This is a genomic window from Paenibacillus sp. GM2 (assembly GCF_900069005.2).
Lineage (GTDB): Bacteria > Bacillota > Bacilli > Paenibacillales > Paenibacillaceae > Fontibacillus.
In genome coordinates, this window is record NZ_LN831279.1 from 576,904 (window position 1) to 599,706 (window position 22,803).

Here is a 22,803-nt window from a genome sequence, read left to right on the forward strand (position 1 = left end):
CAGTCACCAGCCCCCGTTCACAGTGAATGGGGGCCTCTATTATTTATTGTGACGTTGGTTGGCTGTTTAATCCGTAAAGTAAGGGTCTCCTACGACTTGATATAGGAAGCTGCGCATTTCCTCGCCTTCTTGTTCTTCCAGTGAGAAGATATGCTCAAGGTAGCCTTCCTCTTCGAGGTCGTCGGTACCCAGGATGGCTGTACGCCCATTTTGCAAATCGGTGACAAGCTTCTTGCCGTAGAAGCGGTTTGTCGTCGTTACAGCAAGATCAAAGCGCTTCAATGAATGCCCGATGAAGGTTACAAATCTTGTTGAAGTGCTCTCTGTACTGTCGGATAAGAAATCAAGATCATTTGAGCCAGTCATAGTATAGCCCTCCTTAAAATGCAATGTCTTTTGTCATTATATCTGAAAAAACGGCATTTGTGGGAAAACAGCATTCCTCGTTGACAGCGCTTTGAAAAATGGTACAATTAGGAATAACAGTATACGTCTAGGGGAAGCACCTCTCTTGCTATTAGCAGGGGAGGTGTTTTTTGTCGTTGTAAGCACCCTGCCGTGTTGCTGAAAACATTGAGGAGGCGAAATTGAAGGATGCGGATCGTATTTTTGAACAGCTTGGAGAGAAAAAACCAGGAGGACAGGACGGTTGAGGCGCAGATTTGGATTGGTGAAAATGAGGGTGTATGGCATATGGGCTGGAATGAGCTGGAGCAGGAGGGGCAGAAGGAGACGATCTGGTTCGAAGGGGCATCGTGGTCGGAAATGCTGCTCGTGTATCGTCATCGTCTGGCAGCCAAGCTGAGTGAAGGCTTCAGGCCGATAATCGATGGCATATGGGATGAGCAGGATCTTGCGCACGGTCGGGGAATGGCCGCACAGAGGCTGATCTGTTATAGTGAGCTGCACCCCAACGAGGAATTTTATACTGAACTGGCCTCTTGGCGTAGAAGGAAGGCGTCCATGGAACGCAAAGCCCCTTATTTGATCGCCAGCAATCGTCTGCTTAAGCTGATTAGTGTATTTTGTCCGCATAGCAAGGAGGAATTGCTGCAGCTTCCTGGTGTTGGCGAGAATAAGGCGAATGAGTATGGGGCCGAACTACTAGAGCTGTCGAACGTTCGTGAACAACCTAGAGCCTTTCCGCTTGATTGGGTGGAGGAGAGGATCGACGACGAAATATTCCGGTCCTGGGTGTACAAGCAGAAGGAGGCTAAATACCGCGCTGAAATGGAGAAGTTCAGTCTGCGTCGCAAAGTGCTGGAATGTTTGGCAGATGGACAGGATCTCAACGATATCTGTATTCATAGCGGACTCGAACGCAGGGAGGCGTTAGAGCTGCTGGAGAATTTGGAGAAGGACGGTTATCAGATGGATGAGCTGATTAAGCTGGAGCTTCAGAATATGCCCGAGCAAGAGCAATCGGCAGCATGGCAAGCGTTCGAAGAGCTGGGGGATCATCTCCTTAAGCCGGTGTTATTGCGTGTATTTGGAGCAGAGGCGGCAGAGGATGAACAAGTGGACCAACTGTATGAGCGTCTGAGACTGATTCGTCTCTCTTTCAGACGCAATGCGGGTTCGGTTCAAAGAGCGGTGTGATTTGACCTATAGTCGAGTGCAAAAAGTCAGACTTTCAGCAGCGAGAAGGTGGATGAGCGCTATAGAATCTGCACGTTATCAGCGGAAGCTGATATAATTCCAGATCACAAGAAATCTATCTTTTAATCGCGGCCGCTCATCTTCGAAGGGCTTCGATCAGGCTTGCTTATTTAAGGGTGCTTTTTGGACTACCTCTCAAAAAAACGAGGAATATTCATCAAGGGAAAACCCGTTGGTGAATATTCCTCGCTATCTGTTCAAATCCAGTCCCGCTTGCGGAAGAGATAGAACATCCCGGCCCCAAGCACGGCCATGATGCCAAGTACAACATAGTAGCTGTATTTCCAATGCAGCTCAGGCATATTGTCAAAGTTCATTCCGTAAATCCCCGTTATCAGGGTTAAGGGAATAAAGATCGTCGTAATTGCCGTAAACACGCGCATGATTTCGTTCGCCCGATTGGCGATTGAAGCCTGGTAGGCTTCTCTTAAGTTTCCGACCAGTTCGCGGAACGTATCGAAGTTTTCAGCGATTTTTACCGCGTTCTCATAGATGTCGCTAAAGTATTTTTGCAATTGATCATCGATCAGCCGCAAATCTTTTTTATTTAAAATGTTGATAACTTCTTTTTGCGGGCCAAGCACTTTCTTCAGCCATAGTATTTCGCTTCGCAGACCGATAATTTCATTCAGGTGCGAACGTTTTGTATGCATCAGTATATCTTCTTCCAAATTTTCAATCTTCACTTCGATCCGGTCGCCAACGGTAAAGTAGTTATCAACGACAAGGTCGATCAGCAGATAGAGGAACCAGTCTGGCGAACTGACCTCCTGCTCCCATAGAAGCGGCTTGACCGCGCGAAGTTCATTGATTTTCTGCTTGGTAACTGTAATGATATAATGCCGTCCAAGAAACACGTTCAGTGCACGCAGGAAAATTTCCTCATCATCGTAACGGATGCTGTTCACAACGATGAAATAGTGATTCTCATAGGTTTCAATCTTTGGCCGCTGTTCTTCTTCAGACAGGCAGTCTTCCACTGCCAGATCATGCAAAGAGAACAGGGGCTGAAGCAGAGCGAGATCCTCGGCATCTGCATCAATCCAATAGAACCCTTCCTCCGGAGGGGTTGTCGTAATTTCCACGTCTTCTATAGGTGTGAATACACCTTCCTTGACATGACGAATTTTCATATTAAGTTCACTCCCTTTTCCTGGCTGTTGCGTCAGGTAAGCTCTCTTTTAGGTCGAGCACAGGAAAAGACAGCGTCAGTTGAGCAGACATGCGAAAGAGGCGCCACTACATAAAGCTCCGTGACAAGAAAGTGCCCGCGCTAATTCCACAGGTCGCCTGCTGACCGTTTTTCCTATGCGATTGTATCCTATAACTCTGCGGACTCGGGTCGCCTTCCATCTCGGATTTTTCACCTCTTTGTTCCTGATTTTAAAACACTTGTCTAGTATAACGCTGTGCCATCAAATGTTTCAAGACAAAGTTCATTCCGAGGGCGGGGGTTCGTGATTTAATCAACTGAAAGAAATGAAAGTCTTGTGAAAATGCAGAAATGATGTATAATAAGATCAGTAAATTCAAATTTAAAACAACAGAATACAAAATACATTTTTTCTTATCAAGAGTAGGTGGAGGGACTAGCCCGATGATACCCGGCAACCGGCGAATTTTGCACGGTGCTAATTCTTGCAGGATCAAATGCCCTGTCGGCGGATGATCTCTGAGAGATGAGAGAGGTATATTCAGTCAGATATCAATGGCCTTTCTCGATTTATACGAGTGAGGCCATTTGTTGTATCTCCGGCTATTAAATGAGTGTTCAAAAAATCCGGTGTTCAGCATGGAGTAGTTGATAAAGCCAGGGTCTGAGGAGCGGAATGTACGTATTTCGTACGCGAGCACCTGAGATGTTTCCGGAGGAAACATGAATTCATAAGCCTGCGCTTAGATTCGGCTGAATTCAAGATTCGATGCAGACATGATCAAAAGCGGATTTTTGAAGTTCTCTTTGAGATGACAAATGATTTGTATTCAAATCCAATGAAATGAGGAGTGGGGAAATTATGCCAATCAAGATCCCGGATTATTTGCCGGCCAAGGAAGTATTGAATCAAGAGAACATTTTTGTGATGGATGAAAGTCGGGCATATCGTCAGGATATTCGGCCACTCCGCATTGCGATACTAAATCTTATGCCCACAAAAGAAACAACGGAGACACAAATCCTCCGCTTGCTCGGAAATACACCGCTGCAGGTCGATATCGTGCTCTTGCATCCAAGCTCCCATACGTCGAAGAATACATCGGCGGAGCATTTGGAAATGTTCTATAAAACTTTTGATGAAATCAGGCATCGCCGCTTTGACGGTTTGATTATTACAGGGGCTCCGGTCGAACAGCTCGAATTCGAAGAAGTGAACTACTGGAAGGAATTGCAGGAGATATTCGATTGGAGCAAAACACATGTTACTTCGACACTGCATATATGTTGGGCTTCACAAGCCGGTTTATATCATCATTATGGCGTGCGCAAAATACCTCTGGGCCAGAAATGCTTTGGCGTGTTCCCTCATACGGTGAATAAACCTCATGTGAAGCTGCTGCGCGGCTTCGATGAAGTGTTCCAGGTGCCACATTCCCGTCATACCGACGTATTGCGAGCTGATATTGAAGTTAGAGAGGAATTGGAAGTGCTTGCGGAATCCGAGGAGGCTGGTATTTATCTTGTAGCTACCAAGGATGGCAAGCAGATTTTCGTAACCGGTCACTCCGAATATGACCCGGACTCTTTGAAGTGGGAATATGACCGCGATGTTGCCAAAGGGCTGGAAATCGATCTTCCGCTTCATTACTATCCAAATGATGATCCATCCAAGACGCCGGTGTCTACCTGGAGATCTCATGCAAACTTATTATTCTCCAATTGGCTCAATTACTATGTGTATCAAGAGACACCTTATGACATTGATGAGGCGAAAGATTTCGTATATGAGATTTAATTTGCGATAAATAAATAATGAGGGGAAAGATCGGCATGGATAAGAAGTGGCATATTGAGAGTAAGCTGGCACAAATCGGCTCGGTGGAGGAACCGGTGACGGGAGCGGTGAATTATCCGATTTACCAAGCAACGGCGTTTCGTCATCCGCGACTTGGCCAGAGCACGGGATTCGATTATGCGCGGACAAAGAGCCCGACCCGGGCGGTGCTTGAGCAAGCGGCGGCTGAATTGGAATGCGGAGATGCCGGGTTTGCCTGTAGCTCCGGTATGGCGGCACTGCAGACGGTATTTATGATGTTCGCCCAAGGCGATCACTTGATCGTATCGCTTGATTTGTACGGGGGTACATATCGGCTGCTTGAACGGATATTGACGAAATTTGGAGTCACGGCCTCCTATGTGGACACGAATGATCTGGATGAGCTGGAGAGCGTACGTCAGCCGAATACAAAGGCTGTGTTCATCGAGACGCCGACGAATCCATTGATGATGGTGACCGATATCGGTAAGGTAGGCAGCTGGGCAAAGCAGCATCAATTGCTGACCATCGTCGATAATACGCTGCTAACGCCGTATTTCCAGCGGCCGCTTGAGCTTGGCGCAGACATTGTAGTTCATAGCGCGACAAAATATTTGGGCGGGCACAATGATGTATTGGCCGGAATTATTGTGACCAAAGGGGAGGTATTGTCTGCCGAGATGTTCTTCCTGCACAATTCTCTGGGCGCTGTGCTGAGCCCTTCTGATAGCTATCAGCTGATGAGAGGAATGAAGACGCTGGCGCTGCGGATGGATCGTCATCAGAGCAATGCGCTGGCGATCGCAAAATATTTGCAGAAGCATCCGCAGGTGGCTGAGGTATTCTATCCCGCTCTACCAGACCACCCGGGCTATGAAATTCAAAATCAGCAAAGCAGCGGAAACACGGGAATCTTTTCTTTCAAAGTGACGGATGCCCGTTATGTTGAGCCCGTGCTGCGACATCTTAAATTGATTGCCTTCGCAGAGAGCCTCGGCGGTGTTGAATCGCTGATGACCTATCCGGCGGTACAGACCCATGCTGATATTCCGGTTGAGATTCGCGAAGCGGTTGGCGTTGATGATCGACTGCTAAGATTCTCGGTAGGGATTGAGCATGTGAACGATCTGATCGAGGATTTGGACCAGGCTTTGGAGGCAGCTAGAACCGAGGTTGAGGGAGGAGAGACTCATGAGTAAATTCTTTTCAGGCGATGAACAAGATCGTAAGTTTGAGACTAAACTGATTCATTTTGGCTGTGAGGTAGATCGCAATACCGGAGCTTCGAGCGTACCGATCTATCAGGCTTCCACGTTCCATCATCATGATATTTATAATCCTCCGGAATACGATTATAGCCGTTCGGGGAATCCAACCCGCCAGGCATTAGAGGATTATATCGCGGTATTGGAAGGCGGGGTAAAGGGCTTTGCTTTTGCAAGCGGCATGGCTGCGATATCCACCACCTTCATGCTGTTCTCGGCGGGAGATCATCTGATCGTAACGGAGGATGTCTACGGAGGAACTTATCGACTGTTATCGACTGTGCTGAGCCGGATGAATATCGAGACGACTTTCGTTGATATGACGGACCCGGAGCAAGTGAAAGCGGCTTTAAGACCAAATACGAAAGCTGTATATATGGAAACCCCTTCTAATCCGACGCTGAAAATTACCGATATGGCCGAGATTGCTGCCTGGGCTAGAGAACACGGCTTGCTCAGCATTGTTGATAATACGTTTATGACCCCTTATTATCAACGCCCCATTGAGCTTGGGGTAGATATCGTGCTGCACAGCGCAACTAAATTTCTTGGCGGACACAGCGATGTGCTGGCAGGGCTCGCGGTTGCACGTGACGAGGAGCTGGCCCAGCGCCTGAAATATGTGCAGAACGGGCTTGGCACAGTCTTGGGTGCGCAGGATTCGTGGCTGCTTATGAGAGGGATGAAGACGCTGGGCGCTCGCATGGCGTACAGTGAGGTCAGCGCCCGCAAACTGGCGGATTGGCTGCAGTGCCGAAATGATATTGAAGCAGTTTACTATCCGGGGCTGGAGCAGCATCCTGGACGGGCCATTCAGGAGAAGCAATCAACAGGGTATGGCGCGGTTGTCTCCTTCGATGTCGGCTCGGGAGAACGCGCAAAAAAATTGCTCAGTGAGGTTAAGCTGCCGCTCGTCGCCGTGAGTCTTGGTGCTGTCGAGAGCATCCTGTCCTATCCGGCCATGATGTCGCATGCTTCGATGCCGCGCGAGGTCAGACTGGAACGTGGAATTGGTGATGGGTTGCTGCGCTTTTCAGTGGGGCTTGAAGACATTGATGACCTGATCGCTGATTTAGATCAAGCTCTTGGCAGCAGCAAGATTTAAGGAGTCCCAAGCTTAGCACCTGATCCTATATCGGGTGCTGTTTTTATACGCTTGAGTGTGTTAGGATAAATTTATCTGATAATTAATTACATTTGTGATTGTTTTATATTGAGATAAGGGAGGGCACTTATATGACAGCTATTGACCATATACTTGATAAAGCACTTAAAGGGGAGCGCGTTAATCTTGAAGAGACGATCGCCTTGTTCGAGTCTGAAGAAGTTGAGAAGATGGGACATGTGGCGAACATTCTGATGGAGCGTAAACATCCTGAGCCATTGACGACATTTGTCATCGGCCGCAACGTGAACTACACCAATATTTGTGATGTTTATTGCCGTTTCTGTGCATTTTATCGTCGACCTGGATCAGAAGAAGGTTATGTTCTGCCAACAGAGGCAATTCTGCAAAAAATCCAGGAAACCATTGATGTTGACGGAACGGAGATTTTAATGCAGGGGGGAACGAATCCTAACCTGCCATTCAGTTATTATACGGATCTTCTAAAAGAAATTAAAACTCATTTCCCGGATATTACAATGCATTCCTTCTCTCCAGCGGAAATTATGAAAATGAAGGAAGTTTCGGATGGACTTTCGCTTGAGGAGGTATTGCGGCAGATACATGCGGCAGGCCTGGATTCCTTGCCAGGCGGTGGCGCTGAGATTCTTGATGACCGTACCCGGCGGAAAATTAGCCGTTTGAAGGGCTCCTGGAGAGACTGGATGGATGTAATGCAGACCGCTCACAAGATCGGCATGAACACGACGGCTACAATGGTTATCGGATTTGGAGAGTCCATGGAAGAACGTGCACTTCATTTACTGCGTGTGCGTGAAGCTCAGGACGAATGCATCCAGAATCACTATCCTTCGGAGGGCTTCCTGGCCTTTATTCCTTGGACCTTCCAGCCGGATAACACAAACTTGAAGAAGGAGCGGCAAACCCCGGAAGCTTACCTGAAGACGGTAGCGATCAGCCGGATTGTCCTTGATAATATTAAGAATCTGCAGTCCTCATGGGTTACGATGGGGCCTGAGGTGGGCAAATTATCCCTGCAGTATGGCTGCAACGACTTCGGCAGTACGATGATTGAAGAGAATGTTGTCTCATCGGCAGGTGCAACGTATAAAGTAAATATTGAAGCGATTCTTTCCATTATTCGTGAAGCGGGGAAAATTCCGGCACAGCGTAATACGAAGTATGATATTCTGCGTGTATTTGATAAGGAATCTCACGTTGAACGGGATTTTGTGATGCAAAATTAGGCTGGTGCCAGGCCGCAGTTAACCAGCTCCTGACCTGGTCTAGGTAACATTGGAAAGTCTGCCTTTCATTCCATGGGCTTGATCCGTATATCCGTTTTCTCCTCACCATATACTTGTGAAGAGGAAGCGGAAGGGGGAAAGTCCATGGATTTTTTTACAATTCGGATCAATATTGACGGTACAGACTCGGGTGCCCGCTTTACAGAGTGCTTCTCAGGACAAGATCTGTATATTGACTCAGGTCAGTCAGCAATCAGCTACTCCACAGACGGAAAAATCATGGATGTTCTCGTTGGGATATCTGGTGAGACTTCACACGGACACAAGTATCCGGACCCGGAATGGGGCGAGGGATATGAACGGTTAGCAGAGGGAATCGCACGATATGTAGTTGAGGTGAAGGAGGCGGGGATTCTGTCCGCGATGTTATCCAGGAAATATTCCTTCGCTTCAGCTGAAGATTATGAAGCGGTATCGAAGCTAAGTCTACGCTTGCTTGGAACGGATGAAGCCGGTTTTTCTGCCAGACGCACGCGGATGTCCATTATTAAGAAGGAATTGAAAAATTATTTGCAGCAAAGCGCTTTTGTACATTTGGACGGTCTGATTACTTTTCGGCTAAGGGAATATAGGGACAAACTGGATGAGATTATCGATTATGCGGTGGATGAGCTTCTGCTTGATAAGCAGTATGAAGAATTTATCGGCCTGCTCCAGTATTTTGTTCATTTTCAAGAGCCATTGACCCCACTTGTCCATTTGATGCATAAGAAGGATCAGGAATTCGTTGTTTTGGATGAGAAATTTACATCGATCCATATTCCTGCTGGCGGGGGGATGGTCGCACGAATCGCTGATCAGGAGCTGGAGATGGAAAATGCCGTTGTCAGCTCTTTGATTTCTCTGGCACCGGTTCGTATTTTAATCCATACGCCATGGCCGGAAATGCAGATGATCTCAACGATCTGCCGCATTTTTGGGGAGCGGGTGGAGATCTGTTCGCAGTGCCCGCAATGCACCTTGTTCCATCAATCGGATAGATCGAGGGATCAGTGTACCTAAACCGCCAAAACCAGCCTATTTCCTTGACTGTAGGACAGGATCGCTATATAATTTACACATTAGTTGTAATTAAAGCAGGATTCAAAAAGTCGGTTTTCAGCACCGAGAAAGTTGGATGAAGCAGGGCATAAGGAGCGCAGCGTACGTGGTGTGTACGTGAGCACCGGAAGGCCCGTTGAATTCAAGATTCGATGCCGAAAAACTTCCTGACTCACTACGTGATCAAAAGTGACTTTTTGATTAACCTCTAAAAGCGATGACAAAGATATGAACCAGATTTTGAACTGTACAGAGAGAGGGAACTTGGCTGGAATTCCCTTCGGATTCATTCTTGGTTTACCCCTTTGTAGCTGCTGTTCCGAACCAAGGAAACAACGGGCTTATGGGTTGATTCAACTGTTGCCCGGTTATCCGGTATTAGGAATCGCCGGTTCATTACCGTTACACAATGCTTAATTAAGGGCTTGTCTTGTATTGGGACAGCCGAATAAGGGTGGAACCACGGGTAAATCACGCTCGTCCCTTTTACGGGACGGGTGTTTTTTGTATGTCCGCTTCCGGCGGCCAAACAACGAGAGGGAGGAAATGAAAGTGGCACTATCGATTACTTTGCCGGACGGATCGGTCCGGGAATATGCAGAAGGTAGTACTTTTGAAGACGTAGCGGCATCGATTAGCAGCGGTCTGCGCAAAAATGCGGTGGCTGGCAAGTTGAACGGGGTGGCCGTTGACCTGAACACGAAGCTGGAGGACGGCGCGAAGATAGAGATTATAACGCTGGATTCGCAGGATGGTCTGGAAATTATGCGCCACAGCTGCGCTCACTTGATGGCTCAAGCCGTAAAACGATTATTTGGCGGCAAAGAGGTTAAGCTTGGTGTTGGTCCTGTGATTGAAGACGGATTTTACTATGATATGGACCTGGAACACCCGCTGAATCCTGAAGATCTGCAGAAGATTGAGAAGGAAATGGAGCGGATTATTGGCGAGAACCTGCCGATTACACGCCGCGAAGTAAGCCGTGAGGAAGCGATTGTGATCTTCACTGAAATGGGCGATCCTTACAAGCTTGAATTGATTCGGGATCTGCCGGAAGGCGAGACGATCTCCATCTATGACCAAGGCGAATTTACCGATTTGTGCCGCGGGCCGCACGTGCCTTCCACCGGCAAGATCAAAATCTTCAAGCTTCTTAGCGTGGCTGGCGCTTACTGGCGCGGCAACAGCGACAACAAGATGCTGCAGCGCATTTATGGTACAGCATTTGTGAAGAAGGCTCAGCTCGATGAGCACTTGCATATGCTGGAGGAAGCGAAGAAGCGCGACCACCGTAAGCTGGGTAAGGAGCTTAGCATCTTTACTTTTAATAATTTGGTTGGACAAGGCCTGCCGATCTGGCTTCCAAAAGGGGCGACTCTGCGCCGCACTCTGGAGCGCTATATTGTTGATATTGAGGAACGCCTTGGCTATCAACATGTCTATACTCCTGTACTCGGTAGCACAGAGCTGTACAAAACCTCCGGACATTTGGCTCACTATGAAGAGGATATGTTCCCAAGAATGCAGGTCGATAACGAGGAATTCGTTCTTCGTCCGATGAACTGTCCGCACCACATGATGGTATTTAAAAGCGATATGCGCAGCTATCGGGATCTTCCGATCCGTATCGCAGAGTTGGGGATGCAGCACCGTTATGAAATGTCTGGGGCATTGACAGGGCTGCACCGCGTGCGTTCGATGACGCTGAATGATGCGCATATCTTCTGTCGCCTGGATCAGATCAAAAGCGAGTTCTCCCGTGTGCTTGACTTGATCAAGCAAGTATATAGCGATTTCGGCATCGGTGAATACCGCTTCCGTCTGTCCTATCGCGATCCCCAGGATACAGAGAAGTATTATCAGAATGACGAAATGTGGAACACTGCACAGCGTATGCTGCGCGAGGTTGTAGAAGAAGCAGGCTTGCCGTTCTATGAAGCAGAAGGCGAAGCGGCGTTCTATGGTCCGAAGTTGGACGTACAAATCAAAACCGCTCTGGGCAAGGAAGAGACTCTATCCACCGTTCAGATCGACTTCCTTCTGCCGGAACGCTTTGAGCTGGAATATGTTGGAGAAGATGGAGCAAAGCATCGCCCCGTGGTGCTGCACCGCGGTATTCTCGGTACAATGGAGCGGTTTACAGCGTTCCTGCTTGAGAACTTTGCTGGCAATTTGCCGCTCTGGCTGTCACCGGTACAAGCGAAGGTCATTCCGGTCTCGGCACATTTTGAGGAATATGCACGTCAGGTTGAGGATAAATTGCGGGCTGGAGGCATTCGTGCCGAGAGCGATCTGCGCAATGAGAAGCTTGGATATAAGATTCGTGAAGCTCAGCTTGAGAAGATTCCATATATGTTCGTTGTTGGCGAGAATGAGAAGAATGGCGGTACCGTCTCGGTGCGCAAACGCGGCGAAGGGGATCTGGGCGCGCAGCCATTGGAAGACGTGCTTGACTCCTTGAAAAATGATATCGCCAACCACACTATTTAATTGTTGCTTGTAGTGAGGTTAGAGACGAGAGCAATGGCTTTTTGAAAAATGAAATGTATAAATTGCGGCGCATATGGAAAACCTCTTGGAATAAGGGGGAGGTTTTTCGTATGCGCCAAATTATTTTATGGCAAAAAATTGTATTGGTAAGTATTTTGACGGGCATGCTTCTGCACGGAATTTCACTGGATCATATTCCTGCGGCAGCCAAATCGGCAAATGTGACAAATATATCGTATGCAGATCCGTACTATGAACAGAAGAAATATTTTGAGAAGATGCGTCTGCTGGACACTCAATCAAGGCAGGAATCATTTGGTAATCCAGCTGTCAAGCAGCAAACGGTCATGATACCTAAGTCGATGGAAATGATGCAAAGGCCGTTACAACCGAAGGTTGATAAGGCGGAAAAGGCCGAATCAGTCAAGAAGAAAGTGAAGACGGTCAAGGTGATGGCTACGGGGTATACCGCTGGTTATGAATCGACTGGCAAAAAGCCCAACCATCCGGAATATGGCATCACGTACTCCGGAGTCAAGGTACGCCGCGATAAAAATACAGTCTCTACGATTGCGGCGGATCTGAAGGTATTCCCGCTTGGAACGATTCTGTACATTCCTGGCTATGGCTATGGGGTTGTAGCGGATAAGGGCTCGGCGATCAAAGGCAAGAAGATTGATCTGTATTTTAAAACGACGAAGCAGGTTTATAAAGAATGGGGCAAAAAGGAAGTTGAGGTTCAGGTCATCCGCAATGGTAACGGTAAGTTGACGGAGGCTATGCTGCGTGAACTGGGCGAGGCGATGGAGGTTGGTAAGGAGATCCCCGAAGACCTCTGGAACAAAGCCGTATAGAGGTCGTTCAAAAATTCGCTTTTGATCACGAAGCAGCACTGAGTGCATATTCAGCATCGAATCTTGAATTCAGCTGGGTCTTCCGGTGCTCACGTACCCAAACCGTACGCTGCGCTCCTCGGCCCCTGGCAGTGAGTTATGAGGTAGTTTTAACCTGTTTGAAAGTGCATAGTTTCCCTGAGGTCCTTGCATAATAAGGTTGGTTCGTTCTGAAAGAACGTGCCGTTAAGTCGATAATAAAGACTTCTTATCGCGAAAGTGCAAGGGAGGTGAAATCTGTGCCAAATCAAAATAAAAACAAAGCAGCTTCTCCCGGCTATAAGACTCCTAACGAGAAGTTTAATGCCGAGTTTGCTGAGGAGAACTTGACAACAGCTACGGCTAAAAAAGTTTCCCGTAATGTCAAACATAAACAAGGTTCTCATGTGCAATAACTGAGAGATACAACGAGATCTACAGGGCGCCCGTTCGGGTTGCCCTTTTTTGTATAAGCTGCCTGCTGGTTGCTTTAGAATTCCTATCCAGTCCTATCTCAAAGGATTCGCTTGGCAAAGTTTCAAATTAGTCTGTAAGAAAAAGTAAAACGACTCGGTCTCGAGACTGATAGCATGTTCCATCCCGCGCCGCTGTTGCTTGTCATTGAAATGCGTTACACTGTTGATACAGTAGATGACGAGTAAATGGAGGGGAATGAAAATGAAACATAACTACATAGGTCGCTTGATCGGCGGTCTTGTATTAATATCAATCGGCAGTATCTTTATAATGAATATGATGGGCTACACCGATATCAGTATAGGCTATTTGTTCGGAACATTTTGGCCGGTATTTCTTATTCTTGGCGGTATCGCGAGTTTTGCTAATGGAGACAGACGTGGAGGCAGCTTGATCGGCAGTGTTATTCTGATTGTGATCGGCGGTTATTTCCTGGCCAGGAATTTGGACTTGGTACAGGTTGACCCCGGGCAGTTCTTCAAGTTTTTTGTCCCACTAGCATTGATTATCGCCGGTATAAATCTGCTGTTCAAGCCGCGTTCTCCGCGGTTCAAGCAGCCTCCGTTCCCGCCTCCGGCACCTCCAAAGCCGCCGGTTCCTCCCATTTCGGAGATGGAATCGTCGCTGGACTCGATCTTTGAAGCGATGGAGAAGCCTAAGAAAGAGAAGAAAATGGGACCGGGCAACTTCGATTACAATCATTTTGGCGACAGTCCATTCGATAAGAAGCAGCAAGGAAATGGAATGCATGGATCCTACGATTCAGAGGAAATGGATAACAAATCAGGTTGGAAGGAACAGTTCCATAAGAAGTTCAACGATTTTGGTTCTAAAGAGACGCTTAACAAATCAGGTTTCGTTGGCGATGTTCATATGGGCCAGGAATATTTCCAGCTGCAGCCGATGAACATCTCCCATTTTATCGGAGATACCATTATCGATTTAACCAAGGCCCAGATTCCTTACGGTGAGACAAAGATTAATATTTCAGCATTTATTGGCGATGTGAAAATTTTTGTGCCTGACGATATGGATGTCGCCGTTGTAGCTGTGTCGAGTGCATTTATCGGCGACCTGTCTGTCTTCTCCCAGAAGCAGGGCGGTTTCATGAGCAATATCAAGGCGCAGACTCCATATTATAATGAGGCTAACAAGAAAGTGAAGCTGATCATCAGTGTATTTATCGGGGATGTCAAAGTAAATATGGTGGGTTGATAATATGATCGTTCAACGGATTCTAAAAAATACAAAATGGGAGCTGCTCGGATTCTTTCTGCTGACAGGCAGTTTGGCGGCCATTGCTTCCTATATCGGCGTTAGGGCGGGGATCATCATCATTGGTGATCCCCATGTCTGGTTCTATGAGACGATAACGATCGTCGTATTAACACTAATCATTGGCTATATCGCTGGCCGTCGTATTCAGGGACGGATTGATCTGCTGCATCTAAATATGCTTCAGGCCGCCAAGGGGAATTTATCCATACGAATGCCCGAAACACTGGATCAATCCTTTGCCGGGGTATATCAAGAGTTCAACAATATGACGGATGCGGTGGAAAAGAAGATGAAGCTCCTGCAGCAGCTTGGCGAGCAGGAGGTTGTCGAGAAGGAGCAAGCAGCTGAGCTTGCGGTACTGGAGGAACGGCGCCGACTGGCCCGTGACCTGCACGATACGGTCAGCCAGCAGCTATTTGCCATTCATATGGCCGCCTCCTCGCTTCCCAAGGTGTTGGAGATTAATGAAGCCCAGGCACAGACCGTGATGGAGCAGCTGATTCTAATGTCGAATACGGCGCAGAAGCAGATGCGCGCACTCATCGCCCAGCTTCGCCCGATGGAGCTTGTTGGCAAGTCGCTTGCAGAAGCGCTTGATCAGTGGTTTCCTGATTATTGCCGACAGAACGGGCTGAAAGGGATGAAAGACCTTGATATTCAAGGAGGCATATCGGAAGCCAAGGAACATCAATTGTTCCTGATTATTCAAGAAGCAATGGCCAACATTGTCAAGCATGCCGGTGCAAAAGTAGTCAGCATGTCGCTCAAGGAAGGTCCAAGACAGGTCATTCTCAGTGTTAGCGACGACGGCCAGGGGTTCAGCAGTAGTACTGCTCAGAGACCAGGATCTTATGGACTAACCACCATGCGTGAACGGGCTGAGAAGCTTGGCGGTCATGTCGAGATTATAAGCAAGCCAGGAGCGGGGACAACCATCCGTGTGCATATTCCGAAATTTGAGACGGGAAAAGAGGCGGCTGTAAATGAGTGATAAAATTAAGGTGATGATTGTTGATGATCATGATATGGTTAGAATGGGACTTAAAACTTATTTAATGATGGATCCCCTTTTTGAGGTTATTGCTGAAGCAGGAAACGGAAAAGAAGCGGTTGATTTTATGAACGCTAACCCGGAGAATGCTCTGCCTGATATTGTATTAATGGATCTTATGATGCCGGTGATGAACGGAGTAGAAGCAACAAGGGCCGTACTGGAGCGTTATCCGCAAATCAGAATCGTCATCCTGACGAGTTTCATAGAAGACGACCTGGTCGTGCAGGCGGTAGAAGCCGGAGCGGTTAGCTATTGTCTCAAGACGGTGTCTGCAGATGAACTGATCCATGCCCTGCAGCAGGCTAGCCGCGGCATGCCGGTGATGACCGGGGAGATCGCTCAAGCACTGACACGCGGCCTTCGCCAGCGGACGGTACAGGGCGATGATACTGATCTGACCGAGCGTGAAAAGGAAGTACTGCTGCTTATTGCTGAAGGAAAGAGCAACAAAGAGATTGGAGAAGAACTGCATATCAGCATCAAGACAGTCAAGACTCATGTCAGCAATTTGCTGATGAAATGCGATCTCGAAGATCGTACGCAATTGGCCATTTTTGCTCATCGTCAAGGGTGGGTTAGCTAACTTCCAGCTTTTATCTCCTTTTTAATTGTTTTTAAGGTATGTTTAAGGTTCTTGGTACAAAATAATAAATGTAAACGAGATAACAACCCAAACAATCAATTACCCCTGTAGCATCAAGGGGAAGGAGGTATATTAATCATGGAAGAGGATAAAAACAAATCGGGTCAACCCTTCAAAGAGGATGAAAGCGATAGATCACAAGGAACCCAGGATTCCGGCGCTTCCTACTATTATTCTTACGGTCCGTTCCAATCCTATAGCAAGGAGCCGGAAGGAATTAGCACCAGCAGCAGTTACTCGGGCAGCGAAGGCCCGTCGCAGGATGTTGAGATTACAAGACCGCAGCCGGTGAAGCCGCTCCCGAACGCATATGGTTACCGTTCCTCAACCGAGGACGCTGGCGCATTAAATGGTGGAGGAGGAGGGGCACTACCTCCCAAAAATTCAGGCAACTGGCAGTTCAATAAGCCGAAGAGGAAATCCTCTGCCAAATCCATCATCGCTGCTTTCCTGGCAGGTATGCTGATCATGGGGGGCGGGATGGCGTTTGCTGACTATGCTCATGTTTTTACAGGAAATCCATCCCAACCAACCGTAGCTGAACAGAATATGAATCAAGGCAGCAACGATACTACAGCTTCGAAGGCGTCGACCACTTCCTATCCGGTGGCAGGCTCTACAGATGTGGCGGGTGTTGTGAAGGAAGCCGGACCGGCGGTGGTTAAGATTGAGACGCTGGTCAAAGCTGGCAAGCAGTCAAGCCGCAGCAATTCCTACAGTGATGATCCGTTCTATCGTTTCTTCTTCGGTGATGATTCGAGTAACGGAGGTTACGGTAATGGAAACGGCAATGGCACTGATGGCAGTGGTTCCTCATCCAACTCGAACCAATTGGTTCCAACCGGTATCGGTTCCGGGTTCATCTTCGATAAGAGCGGCTATATCCTGACCAATGAACATGTGGTCCACAATGCCGATGTTGTTCAAGTCACGGTACAAAATACCGAGAAACCCTATGAAGCCAAGGTGCTTGGCACGAGCTATGAGCTTGATCTCGCCGTGCTGAAGATCGAGGGCAATAACGACTTCCCGTCCATCCCGCTAGGAAGCTCTGACAACTCGCAGGTCGGCGATTGGCTGGTAGCTATCGGGAACCCGAAAGGCTTTGACCATACCGTTACTACGGGCGTACTTAGTGCAAGAGAGCGCAGCATCACCATCGCTGGCGAGAATGGGGAGAAAGACCGGGAGTATGAGCACTTGCTGCAGACGGATGCCTCGATCAACCCCGGCAACTCTGGCGGTCCGCTCTTGAACTTGAATGGTGAGGTTGTAGGGATTAACGTTGCAGTTAGCGCGGATTCTCAAGGTATTGGATTTGCGATTCCGACCAGTACGGTCAAAGAAGTCATCGATAAGCTGAAGAATAACGAGAAGATTCCGGAAAAACCGGTTCCATTTATCGGCGCCACACTGATGACGATGAGTGATGAAGTCGCTGCGCAAATGGGTTCAGATGTGAAGGAAGGCTCGGTGGTATCCAGCGTTGTGTTCAAGTCTCCGGCCTATAATGCAGACCTGCGCCCGTACGATATCATTACAGGAGCCGATGGCAAGAAGTTTGCCACCAAGGAAACGCTGATTGAATATATCCAGAAGCAAAATGTCGGTGATGAGGTTACCTTCAATATTGTCCGTGATGGCAACAAGATGGATCTGAAGATTAAGATTGGCAATAAGAATGACTTTGCGAACGTTCAGTAATCGCGTGTATTCAAAAAGTCTGGTTTTCAGCACCGGTAAGGTTGAATGAAGCCAGGACTTTTTGAACTACCTCTTATCGGCAGGTCGATGCGTCTGATCCTGGGCGTTAAAGGAGGCGGCGGGCCCTTGGGCCTGCCGTCTTTTTGCGACAAGTTTAAGTTTAGGTTTGAATTTTGATAGAATATAGGTAAAGACTGGGGCCATAATTGCTTGATCCTGACATATGGTTCTTGATCAGAGGAGGTTGCTTATGAGGTCAGTTATTCTAGTTATCGATGATGATGAGAAGATCACTTCAATGCTGCGGCGTGGCTTGGCATTTGAAGGGTACGATGTATATACGGCCCAAAATGGTGCGGAAGGCTTATCTATGGTGATGACGGCAGAGCCGGATATGATCATTCTGGATGTGATGATGCCGAAGGTGGATGGCTTCGAGGTATGCCGAAGATTGCGCGAAGGCGGGAGTACGGTGCCGGTGCTGATGCTGACGGCCAAGGATGAAGTGGAGAGCCGTGTTAAAGGGCTGGACACCGGAGCGGATGACTATTTGGTGAAGCCGTTTGCGCTTGAGGAGTTGTTGGCCCGGGTACGCGCGTTGCTTCGACGGAAGGATCATGGGAGCGGAGAAAACGGTGAACATCGCTTGATCTTTGAGGATATCATCATGGATCTCGATTCACGAGAAGTGATTCGTGGCGGGGAGAGACTGGAGCTGACCGCGAAGGAATTCGATCTGCTGCATCTGTTCATGCAGAACCCGAAGCGCCTCCTGACTAGAGATCTGATTATGGATAAAATTTGGGGTTATGATTACAGCGGCGAGTCCAATGTACTTGAGGTTTATATTGCCATGCTGCGGCAGAAGACGGAGGAGTTCGGCGGTAAACGCATTATTCAGACGATTCGCGGAGCCGGTTACATTCTGAGAGGAGACTAAGAGCATGTCGATAAGATTACGGCTCACGGCTTGGTATACTAGCATACTAGCAGTCGTATTGATATTGTTCGGTGCTTCGTTCTATGGATTGGTACGCTTCTATACGTATCAGGAAGTAAAGACCCGGCTGGAGGAGCAGGCTAACCGGATTCAAACTTTGATTCTGGATCCCGTGAATTTAGACATCTCTTTAGAGCCCAGCCAAAACAATCGTTTGGAGGATGCGCAGATTTATGCGCAAATCTATAACGATGTGAAGAAGACGATCAACCGATCGAATAATATGCAGGAATTAAATCTTCAATTTCCGCTGCCCAAGGGGGCGCTTAAAAATGGCAATGGATATCAGAGCATTCGGATCGGTGAGAATTCATTTTTACTGTATCAGACCATTTTACAATATAAAAATACGAATATCGGTCTGCTCCAATTAGGTGCCTATACCGGGGCTGAAGAGCGTTTGCTGGGTCTGGTCAGAAATGTGTTATTATTCGGATCATCGATTTCGCTTATTTTTGCCGCAACGCTGGGGATGTTCCTGGCCCGTCAGTCTATGGCGCCGATCGGCAAGGTTATTGAGGCGGCTAACGGGATCCAGACTGGGAATGATCTGAGCGTACGAATCGATTATGAAGGTCCGGACGATGAGATTGGTCAATTAATTGGCACGGTCAATCGGATGTTAGAGCGCACGGAGGGATTCTATAACGAGCTGGATGAAGCCTATTTAGCTCAACGCCGCTTTGTCTCCGATGCCTCCCATGAATTGAGGACGCCGCTGACGACGATTCGTGGCAATGTGGATCTGCTGCAGAAGATGTGGGGCGAGATCGGAGAAAAACGCGTAGAGCTGGATGAGGAGCAGAAGCGGATCTATACGCTGGAGGCGATTACGGACATCGCGGATGAAGCGCGGCGGATGAGCAGTCTGGTTAACGATTTGCTGTCGCTCGCCCGGGCTGATGCTGGCAAGACTATAAACAAAGAACCGCTGGCTCTCTCTCCGTTAATAGAAGAGGTCATACGCAGAGCACAATTCCTTCCCCGCAATGCAGCCTGGCTGCAAGGAAATCTGGATGCTGTCAGGGGGGCTGCTGTGATGGGGAATAAGGATTATTTGCAGCAGCTGTTATTCATTTTTATTGAGAATGCCTTTAAATACACGCCGGAGGGCAGCGTAACGATTGATGCGGCCAGACAGGGGGAACAGATTGGTATTCGCATCACGGATACAGGCATAGGCATGGATAAGAGCGAGATTCCGCATATCTTCGAGAGATTCTATCGGGCCGATCCTTCCCGCGGTGTTATCCAGGGGGTTGGGCTCGGATTATCCATTGCAAAATGGATTATTGATGAGCATGATGGATCGGTTGAGGTGGTTACCAAGCTGGGCGAAGGGACTTCTTTTATCATCTGGCTTCCGGCTCTCTTTAATGCCTTGCCGGAATAGGCTATAATAGGGAGGATTCGTATTATCCGCTTCTCTCGCTAGTAGAGGTTGCTCAAAAGTCCACTTGTGATCAGAAAACGGATCGAAGCCGTTCAAGGATGACTTTTGAATACACACTAGAAGGGACGCACGGAAAGAAGGGAATAATTCATGGAAGTGCTTAAAATTACGCCGCGCGGTTATTGCTATGGAGTTGTCGATGCGATGGTGCTGGCCAGACAGGCTGCGCAAAATCTCGATCTTCCACGGCCTATATATATTCTGGGCATGATTGTTCACAACAGTCATGTGACTCAATCCTTTGAGGATGAAGGCATTATTACGCTGGATGGCCCGAATCGGATGGAAATTCTGAGTCAGGTAGAGAGCGGGACTGTGATCTTCACGGCTCACGGGGTATCTCCGGAGGTTAGAAAGCTGGCTCGTGAGAAAGGGTTGACCACGGTGGATGCGACTTGTCCAGACGTGACCAAGACCCATGTATTGATCAAGGAGAAGGTTGCCGAAGGCTACGAAGTTGTCTACATCGGCAAGAAAGGCCATCCGGAGCCGGAAGGGGCAATCGGCGTCGCTCCTGATAAGGTTCATCTGATTGAGAAGGAAGAGGAGATTGCCGATCTTCAGCTGACGTCTGACCGAATTGTGATCACGAATCAGACGACGATGAGCCAGTGGGACATTAAGCATATTATGAAGAAGCTGTTGGAAAAGTACCCGGCGGCCGAGGTGCATAATGAGATCTGCCTGGCTACCCAGATGCGCCAGCAAGCAGTTGCTGAGCAGGCCAGTCAAGCGGACCTGGTTATCGTTGTAGGCGATCCGCGCAGCAATAACTCCAATCGGCTGGCACAGGTATCGGAGGAGATCGCCGGCGTGACGGCATACCGGATTTCTGATGTGACTGAGATCAAGCAGGAATGGCTGCAGGGAGTCGGCAAGGTAGCGGTGACTTCAGGAGCTTCTACACCAACGCCGATCACGAAGGAAGTCATCAATTATTTGGAGCAGTATAATCCGGACGATCCGTCCACCTGGGAGATCGTCAGAACGGTTAATATGCAGAAGCTGCTTCCTCCGGTTAAGGTTGCCAAGAAATAAAGCTTCCTAATCATATACGATTTATCACGGAGCTCTTTCGTCACTTGAGGCTTCGGGATCGGGAATTTTGCATTCGAGCCGCAGCTCGAATGTATGGTCATCGAATTCTCGTATTCCTGCAGCCTTCGGTCGAACGGGCTCCTTTGTTATGCATGTTTTTAGTACGAGATTCACATTTCTACTTGCTGTTATGAGGCAATCTTGACGGAAGTGGTCCAATAGAGTATATTTTCTTTAACGATTAAAAGCTTAAAAGCGAACAAGCGTTTAAGCGCGACAGTGAAACATAGCTGGGAGCTATATAAATATCCCTAAATGATATCAATGGATAAGGAAAGGATGAAATGATAATGATCGTAGTAACTTCAAATCGAACATCTGAGGAACGGATTCAGGAGATTATAGCCGTTATAGAGAAAGAGGGATTGCAGGTTCATATTTCACGTGGGGAGGATCGTACAGTGATCGGTCTCATTGGAAGTATTGAACCCAAGCTTGCTGAGCATCTGCGGCAGATGAAGGATGTTGAGAATGTTATCAAAATATCCAAATCGTATAAATTAGCGAGCCGTGATTTTCATCCTGAGAATACGGTCATCACAATCGGTGATGTAAAGATCGGCGGGGGAGACCTGGTCATCATGGGTGGTCCTTGTGCCGTTGAATCTCCGGAACAAATTGATGAAATCGCCGGCCTAGTCAAGGCGGCTGGGGGTCAGGTGCTGCGCGGGGGCGCATTTAAGCCGCGTACAGGCCCTTACAGCTTCCAAGGAATCGGTGTCGAAGGACTTGTAATGATGGCCGAGGCGGGCAAGAAGCATGGCCTGCTGACGATTACGGAAGTCATGACACCGGAATATGTTGACGTTTGCGCGGAATACGCTGATATTCTCCAGGTGGGCACAAGAAATATGCAAAACTTTGATCTCTTGCGCAAGCTGGGGTCTTGCGGCAAACCGGTATTGCTCAAGCGGGGATTCAGCGCTACATACGATGAGTTCCTGAATGCTGCCGAGTACATTTTGGCAGGTGGGAATCCGAATGTAATGCTCTGTGAACGCGGTATTCGTACTTTTGAGACCTATACCCGCAATACCCTCGACTTGTCAGCCATTCCGGTGCTTCAATCGCTTAGCCACCTGCCGGTGATTTCGGACCCGAGCCATGGCACCGGACGACGCGAGCTGGTTGAGCCAATGACAAAGGCTTCGGTTGCAGCCGGGGCGGATGGACTCATTATTGAGATGCATACCGACCCTGACAATTCGATGACCGGGGATGGCGTGCAGTCCTTGTTCCCGGATCAATTTGCCGCCTTGCTGCAGGATCTCGAGAAGTTGGCTCCGATTGTAGGCAAGAGATTTGACACGCCAAAGGCTGCACTGCAAAGCAGATAGTTCGTAAAAGATCCATGCTTGGCCATG

Annotated in this window: 19 protein-coding genes and 1 riboswitch; of the genes, 17 read left to right on the forward strand and 2 right to left on the reverse strand. The window is 48.2% G+C overall.

The annotated features are described in order from the left end of the window. Positions 1-66: 66 nt before the first annotated feature. Positions 67-366, reverse strand: a complete 300-nt coding sequence (locus BN1360_RS12420) for a DUF3055 domain-containing protein (protein WP_068780163.1) — start codon at positions 364-366, stop codon at positions 67-69. Between the two features lie 228 nt (positions 367-594). Here BN1360_RS12420 and BN1360_RS12425 point away from each other — a divergent pair, with 228 nt between their 5' ends. Next, positions 595-1,599, forward strand: a complete 1,005-nt coding sequence (locus tag BN1360_RS12425) for an HRDC domain-containing protein (RefSeq protein WP_068780164.1) — start codon at positions 595-597, stop codon at positions 1,597-1,599. 257 nt (positions 1,600-1,856) lie between these two features. On the opposite strand, the gene corA is transcribed toward BN1360_RS12425, so the two are convergent. Continuing rightward, on the reverse strand, positions 1,857-2,792 hold the full coding sequence (gene corA / locus BN1360_RS12430; protein WP_068780165.1) for a magnesium/cobalt transporter CorA: 936 nt from the start codon (positions 2,790-2,792) through the stop codon (positions 1,857-1,859). Positions 2,793-3,223: 431 nt separating this feature from the next. Next, positions 3,224-3,345: riboswitch (SAM riboswitch) on the forward strand. Positions 3,346-3,674: 329 nt separating this feature from the next. Between corA and metA the strand changes: the two genes are divergently transcribed. The 16 genes from metA to aroF all read left to right on the forward strand — a co-directional run bounded on the left by metA (position 3,675) and on the right by aroF (position 22,776). Beyond that, positions 3,675-4,610: a homoserine O-acetyltransferase MetA gene (metA, locus tag BN1360_RS12435; RefSeq protein ID WP_068780166.1), complete on the forward strand. Its 936-nt coding sequence runs from the start codon at positions 3,675-3,677 to the stop codon at positions 4,608-4,610. 35 nt (positions 4,611-4,645) lie between these two features. Next, positions 4,646-5,830, forward strand: a complete 1,185-nt coding sequence (locus BN1360_RS12440; protein ID WP_068780167.1) for a PLP-dependent transferase — start codon at positions 4,646-4,648, stop codon at positions 5,828-5,830. Next, positions 5,823-7,001: a trans-sulfuration enzyme family protein gene (locus tag BN1360_RS12445; RefSeq protein ID WP_068780168.1), complete on the forward strand. Its 1,179-nt coding sequence runs from the start codon at positions 5,823-5,825 to the stop codon at positions 6,999-7,001. Before BN1360_RS12440 ends, BN1360_RS12445 begins: the two co-directional genes overlap by 8 nt. Before the next feature lie 131 nt (positions 7,002-7,132). Further along, entirely contained in the window at positions 7,133-8,269 is a 1,137-nt protein-coding gene (gene mqnC, locus BN1360_RS12450; RefSeq protein ID WP_068780169.1) for a cyclic dehypoxanthinyl futalosine synthase, read from the forward strand. A 144-nt stretch (positions 8,270-8,413) separates the two neighbouring features. After that, positions 8,414-9,331: a putative sporulation protein YtxC gene (ytxC, locus tag BN1360_RS12455; protein WP_068780170.1), complete on the forward strand. Its 918-nt coding sequence runs from the start codon at positions 8,414-8,416 to the stop codon at positions 9,329-9,331. 591 nt (positions 9,332-9,922) lie between these two features. Next, positions 9,923-11,860: a threonine--tRNA ligase gene (gene thrS / locus BN1360_RS12460; protein WP_068780171.1), complete on the forward strand. Its 1,938-nt coding sequence runs from the start codon at positions 9,923-9,925 to the stop codon at positions 11,858-11,860. A gap of 110 nt (positions 11,861-11,970) precedes the next feature. Next, on the forward strand, positions 11,971-12,714 hold the full coding sequence (locus tag BN1360_RS26320) for a 3D domain-containing protein (RefSeq protein WP_068780172.1): 744 nt from the start codon (positions 11,971-11,973) through the stop codon (positions 12,712-12,714). A gap of 278 nt (positions 12,715-12,992) precedes the next feature. Further along, positions 12,993-13,148: a hypothetical protein gene (locus BN1360_RS12470; RefSeq protein ID WP_179015141.1), complete on the forward strand. Its 156-nt coding sequence runs from the start codon at positions 12,993-12,995 to the stop codon at positions 13,146-13,148. 262 nt (positions 13,149-13,410) lie between these two features. Further along, positions 13,411-14,424, forward strand: coding sequence for a cell wall-active antibiotics response protein LiaF (gene liaF, locus BN1360_RS12475; RefSeq protein ID WP_068780173.1), 1,014 nt, complete (start codon positions 13,411-13,413; stop codon positions 14,422-14,424). A 4-nt stretch (positions 14,425-14,428) separates the two neighbouring features. Then, a complete protein-coding gene (locus BN1360_RS12480) occupies positions 14,429-15,478 on the forward strand; it encodes a sensor histidine kinase (RefSeq protein WP_068780174.1) in 1,050 nt (349 codons plus the stop codon). Beyond that, the gene (locus tag BN1360_RS12485; RefSeq protein ID WP_068780175.1) at positions 15,471-16,124 is read left to right on the forward strand and encodes a response regulator; all 654 of its coding nucleotides are present in this window, start codon (positions 15,471-15,473) and stop codon (positions 16,122-16,124) included. The genes BN1360_RS12480 and BN1360_RS12485 overlap by 8 nt, the downstream gene beginning before the upstream one ends. Positions 16,125-16,262: 138 nt before the next feature. Next, positions 16,263-17,888 (forward strand): S1C family serine protease, encoded by a 1,626-nt coding sequence (locus BN1360_RS12490; RefSeq protein ID WP_068780176.1) that lies wholly within the window; start codon positions 16,263-16,265, stop codon positions 17,886-17,888. A 250-nt stretch (positions 17,889-18,138) separates the two neighbouring features. Beyond that, a complete protein-coding gene (locus BN1360_RS12495; RefSeq protein WP_068780177.1) occupies positions 18,139-18,828 on the forward strand; it encodes a response regulator transcription factor in 690 nt (229 codons plus the stop codon). Between the two features lie 4 nt (positions 18,829-18,832). Then, complete coding sequence (locus tag BN1360_RS12500) at positions 18,833-20,281, forward strand: sensor histidine kinase (protein WP_068780178.1); 1,449 nt, start codon at positions 18,833-18,835, stop codon at positions 20,279-20,281. A 150-nt stretch (positions 20,282-20,431) separates the two neighbouring features. Further along, a complete protein-coding gene (locus BN1360_RS12505; RefSeq protein WP_068780179.1) occupies positions 20,432-21,379 on the forward strand; it encodes a 4-hydroxy-3-methylbut-2-enyl diphosphate reductase in 948 nt (315 codons plus the stop codon). 350 nt (positions 21,380-21,729) lie between these two features. Continuing rightward, entirely contained in the window at positions 21,730-22,776 is a 1,047-nt protein-coding gene (aroF, locus tag BN1360_RS12510) for a 3-deoxy-7-phosphoheptulonate synthase (RefSeq protein WP_068780180.1), read from the forward strand. The last annotated feature ends 27 nt before the right edge of the window (positions 22,777-22,803 follow it).

Coding starts and splice junctions, on each gene's coding strand:
- liaF (WP_068780173.1), top strand. CDS start 13,411: ATGAAACATAACTACATAGGTCGCTTGATCGGCGGTCTTGTATTAATA.
- metA (WP_068780166.1), top strand. CDS start 3,675: ATGCCAATCAAGATCCCGGATTATTTGCCGGCCAAGGAAGTATTGAAT.
- BN1360_RS12480 (WP_068780174.1), top strand. CDS start 14,429: ATGATCGTTCAACGGATTCTAAAAAATACAAAATGGGAGCTGCTCGGA.
- BN1360_RS12500 (WP_068780178.1), top strand. CDS start 18,833: ATGTCGATAAGATTACGGCTCACGGCTTGGTATACTAGCATACTAGCA.
- BN1360_RS12490 (WP_068780176.1), top strand. CDS start 16,263: ATGGAAGAGGATAAAAACAAATCGGGTCAACCCTTCAAAGAGGATGAA.
- corA (WP_068780165.1), bottom strand. CDS start 2,792: ATGAAAATTCGTCATGTCAAGGAAGGTGTATTCACACCTATAGAAGAC.
- ytxC (WP_068780170.1), top strand. CDS start 8,414: ATGGATTTTTTTACAATTCGGATCAATATTGACGGTACAGACTCGGGT.
- BN1360_RS12425 (WP_068780164.1), top strand. CDS start 595: ATGCGGATCGTATTTTTGAACAGCTTGGAGAGAAAAAACCAGGAGGAC.
- mqnC (WP_068780169.1), top strand. CDS start 7,133: ATGACAGCTATTGACCATATACTTGATAAAGCACTTAAAGGGGAGCGC.
- BN1360_RS12420 (WP_068780163.1), bottom strand. CDS start 366: ATGACTGGCTCAAATGATCTTGATTTCTTATCCGACAGTACAGAGAGC.
- BN1360_RS12505 (WP_068780179.1), top strand. CDS start 20,432: ATGGAAGTGCTTAAAATTACGCCGCGCGGTTATTGCTATGGAGTTGTC.
- BN1360_RS12495 (WP_068780177.1), top strand. CDS start 18,139: ATGAGGTCAGTTATTCTAGTTATCGATGATGATGAGAAGATCACTTCA.
- BN1360_RS12445 (WP_068780168.1), top strand. CDS start 5,823: ATGAGTAAATTCTTTTCAGGCGATGAACAAGATCGTAAGTTTGAGACT.
- BN1360_RS12440 (WP_068780167.1), top strand. CDS start 4,646: ATGGATAAGAAGTGGCATATTGAGAGTAAGCTGGCACAAATCGGCTCG.
- BN1360_RS12485 (WP_068780175.1), top strand. CDS start 15,471: ATGAGTGATAAAATTAAGGTGATGATTGTTGATGATCATGATATGGTT.
- aroF (WP_068780180.1), top strand. CDS start 21,730: ATGATCGTAGTAACTTCAAATCGAACATCTGAGGAACGGATTCAGGAG.
- BN1360_RS26320 (WP_068780172.1), top strand. CDS start 11,971: ATGCGCCAAATTATTTTATGGCAAAAAATTGTATTGGTAAGTATTTTG.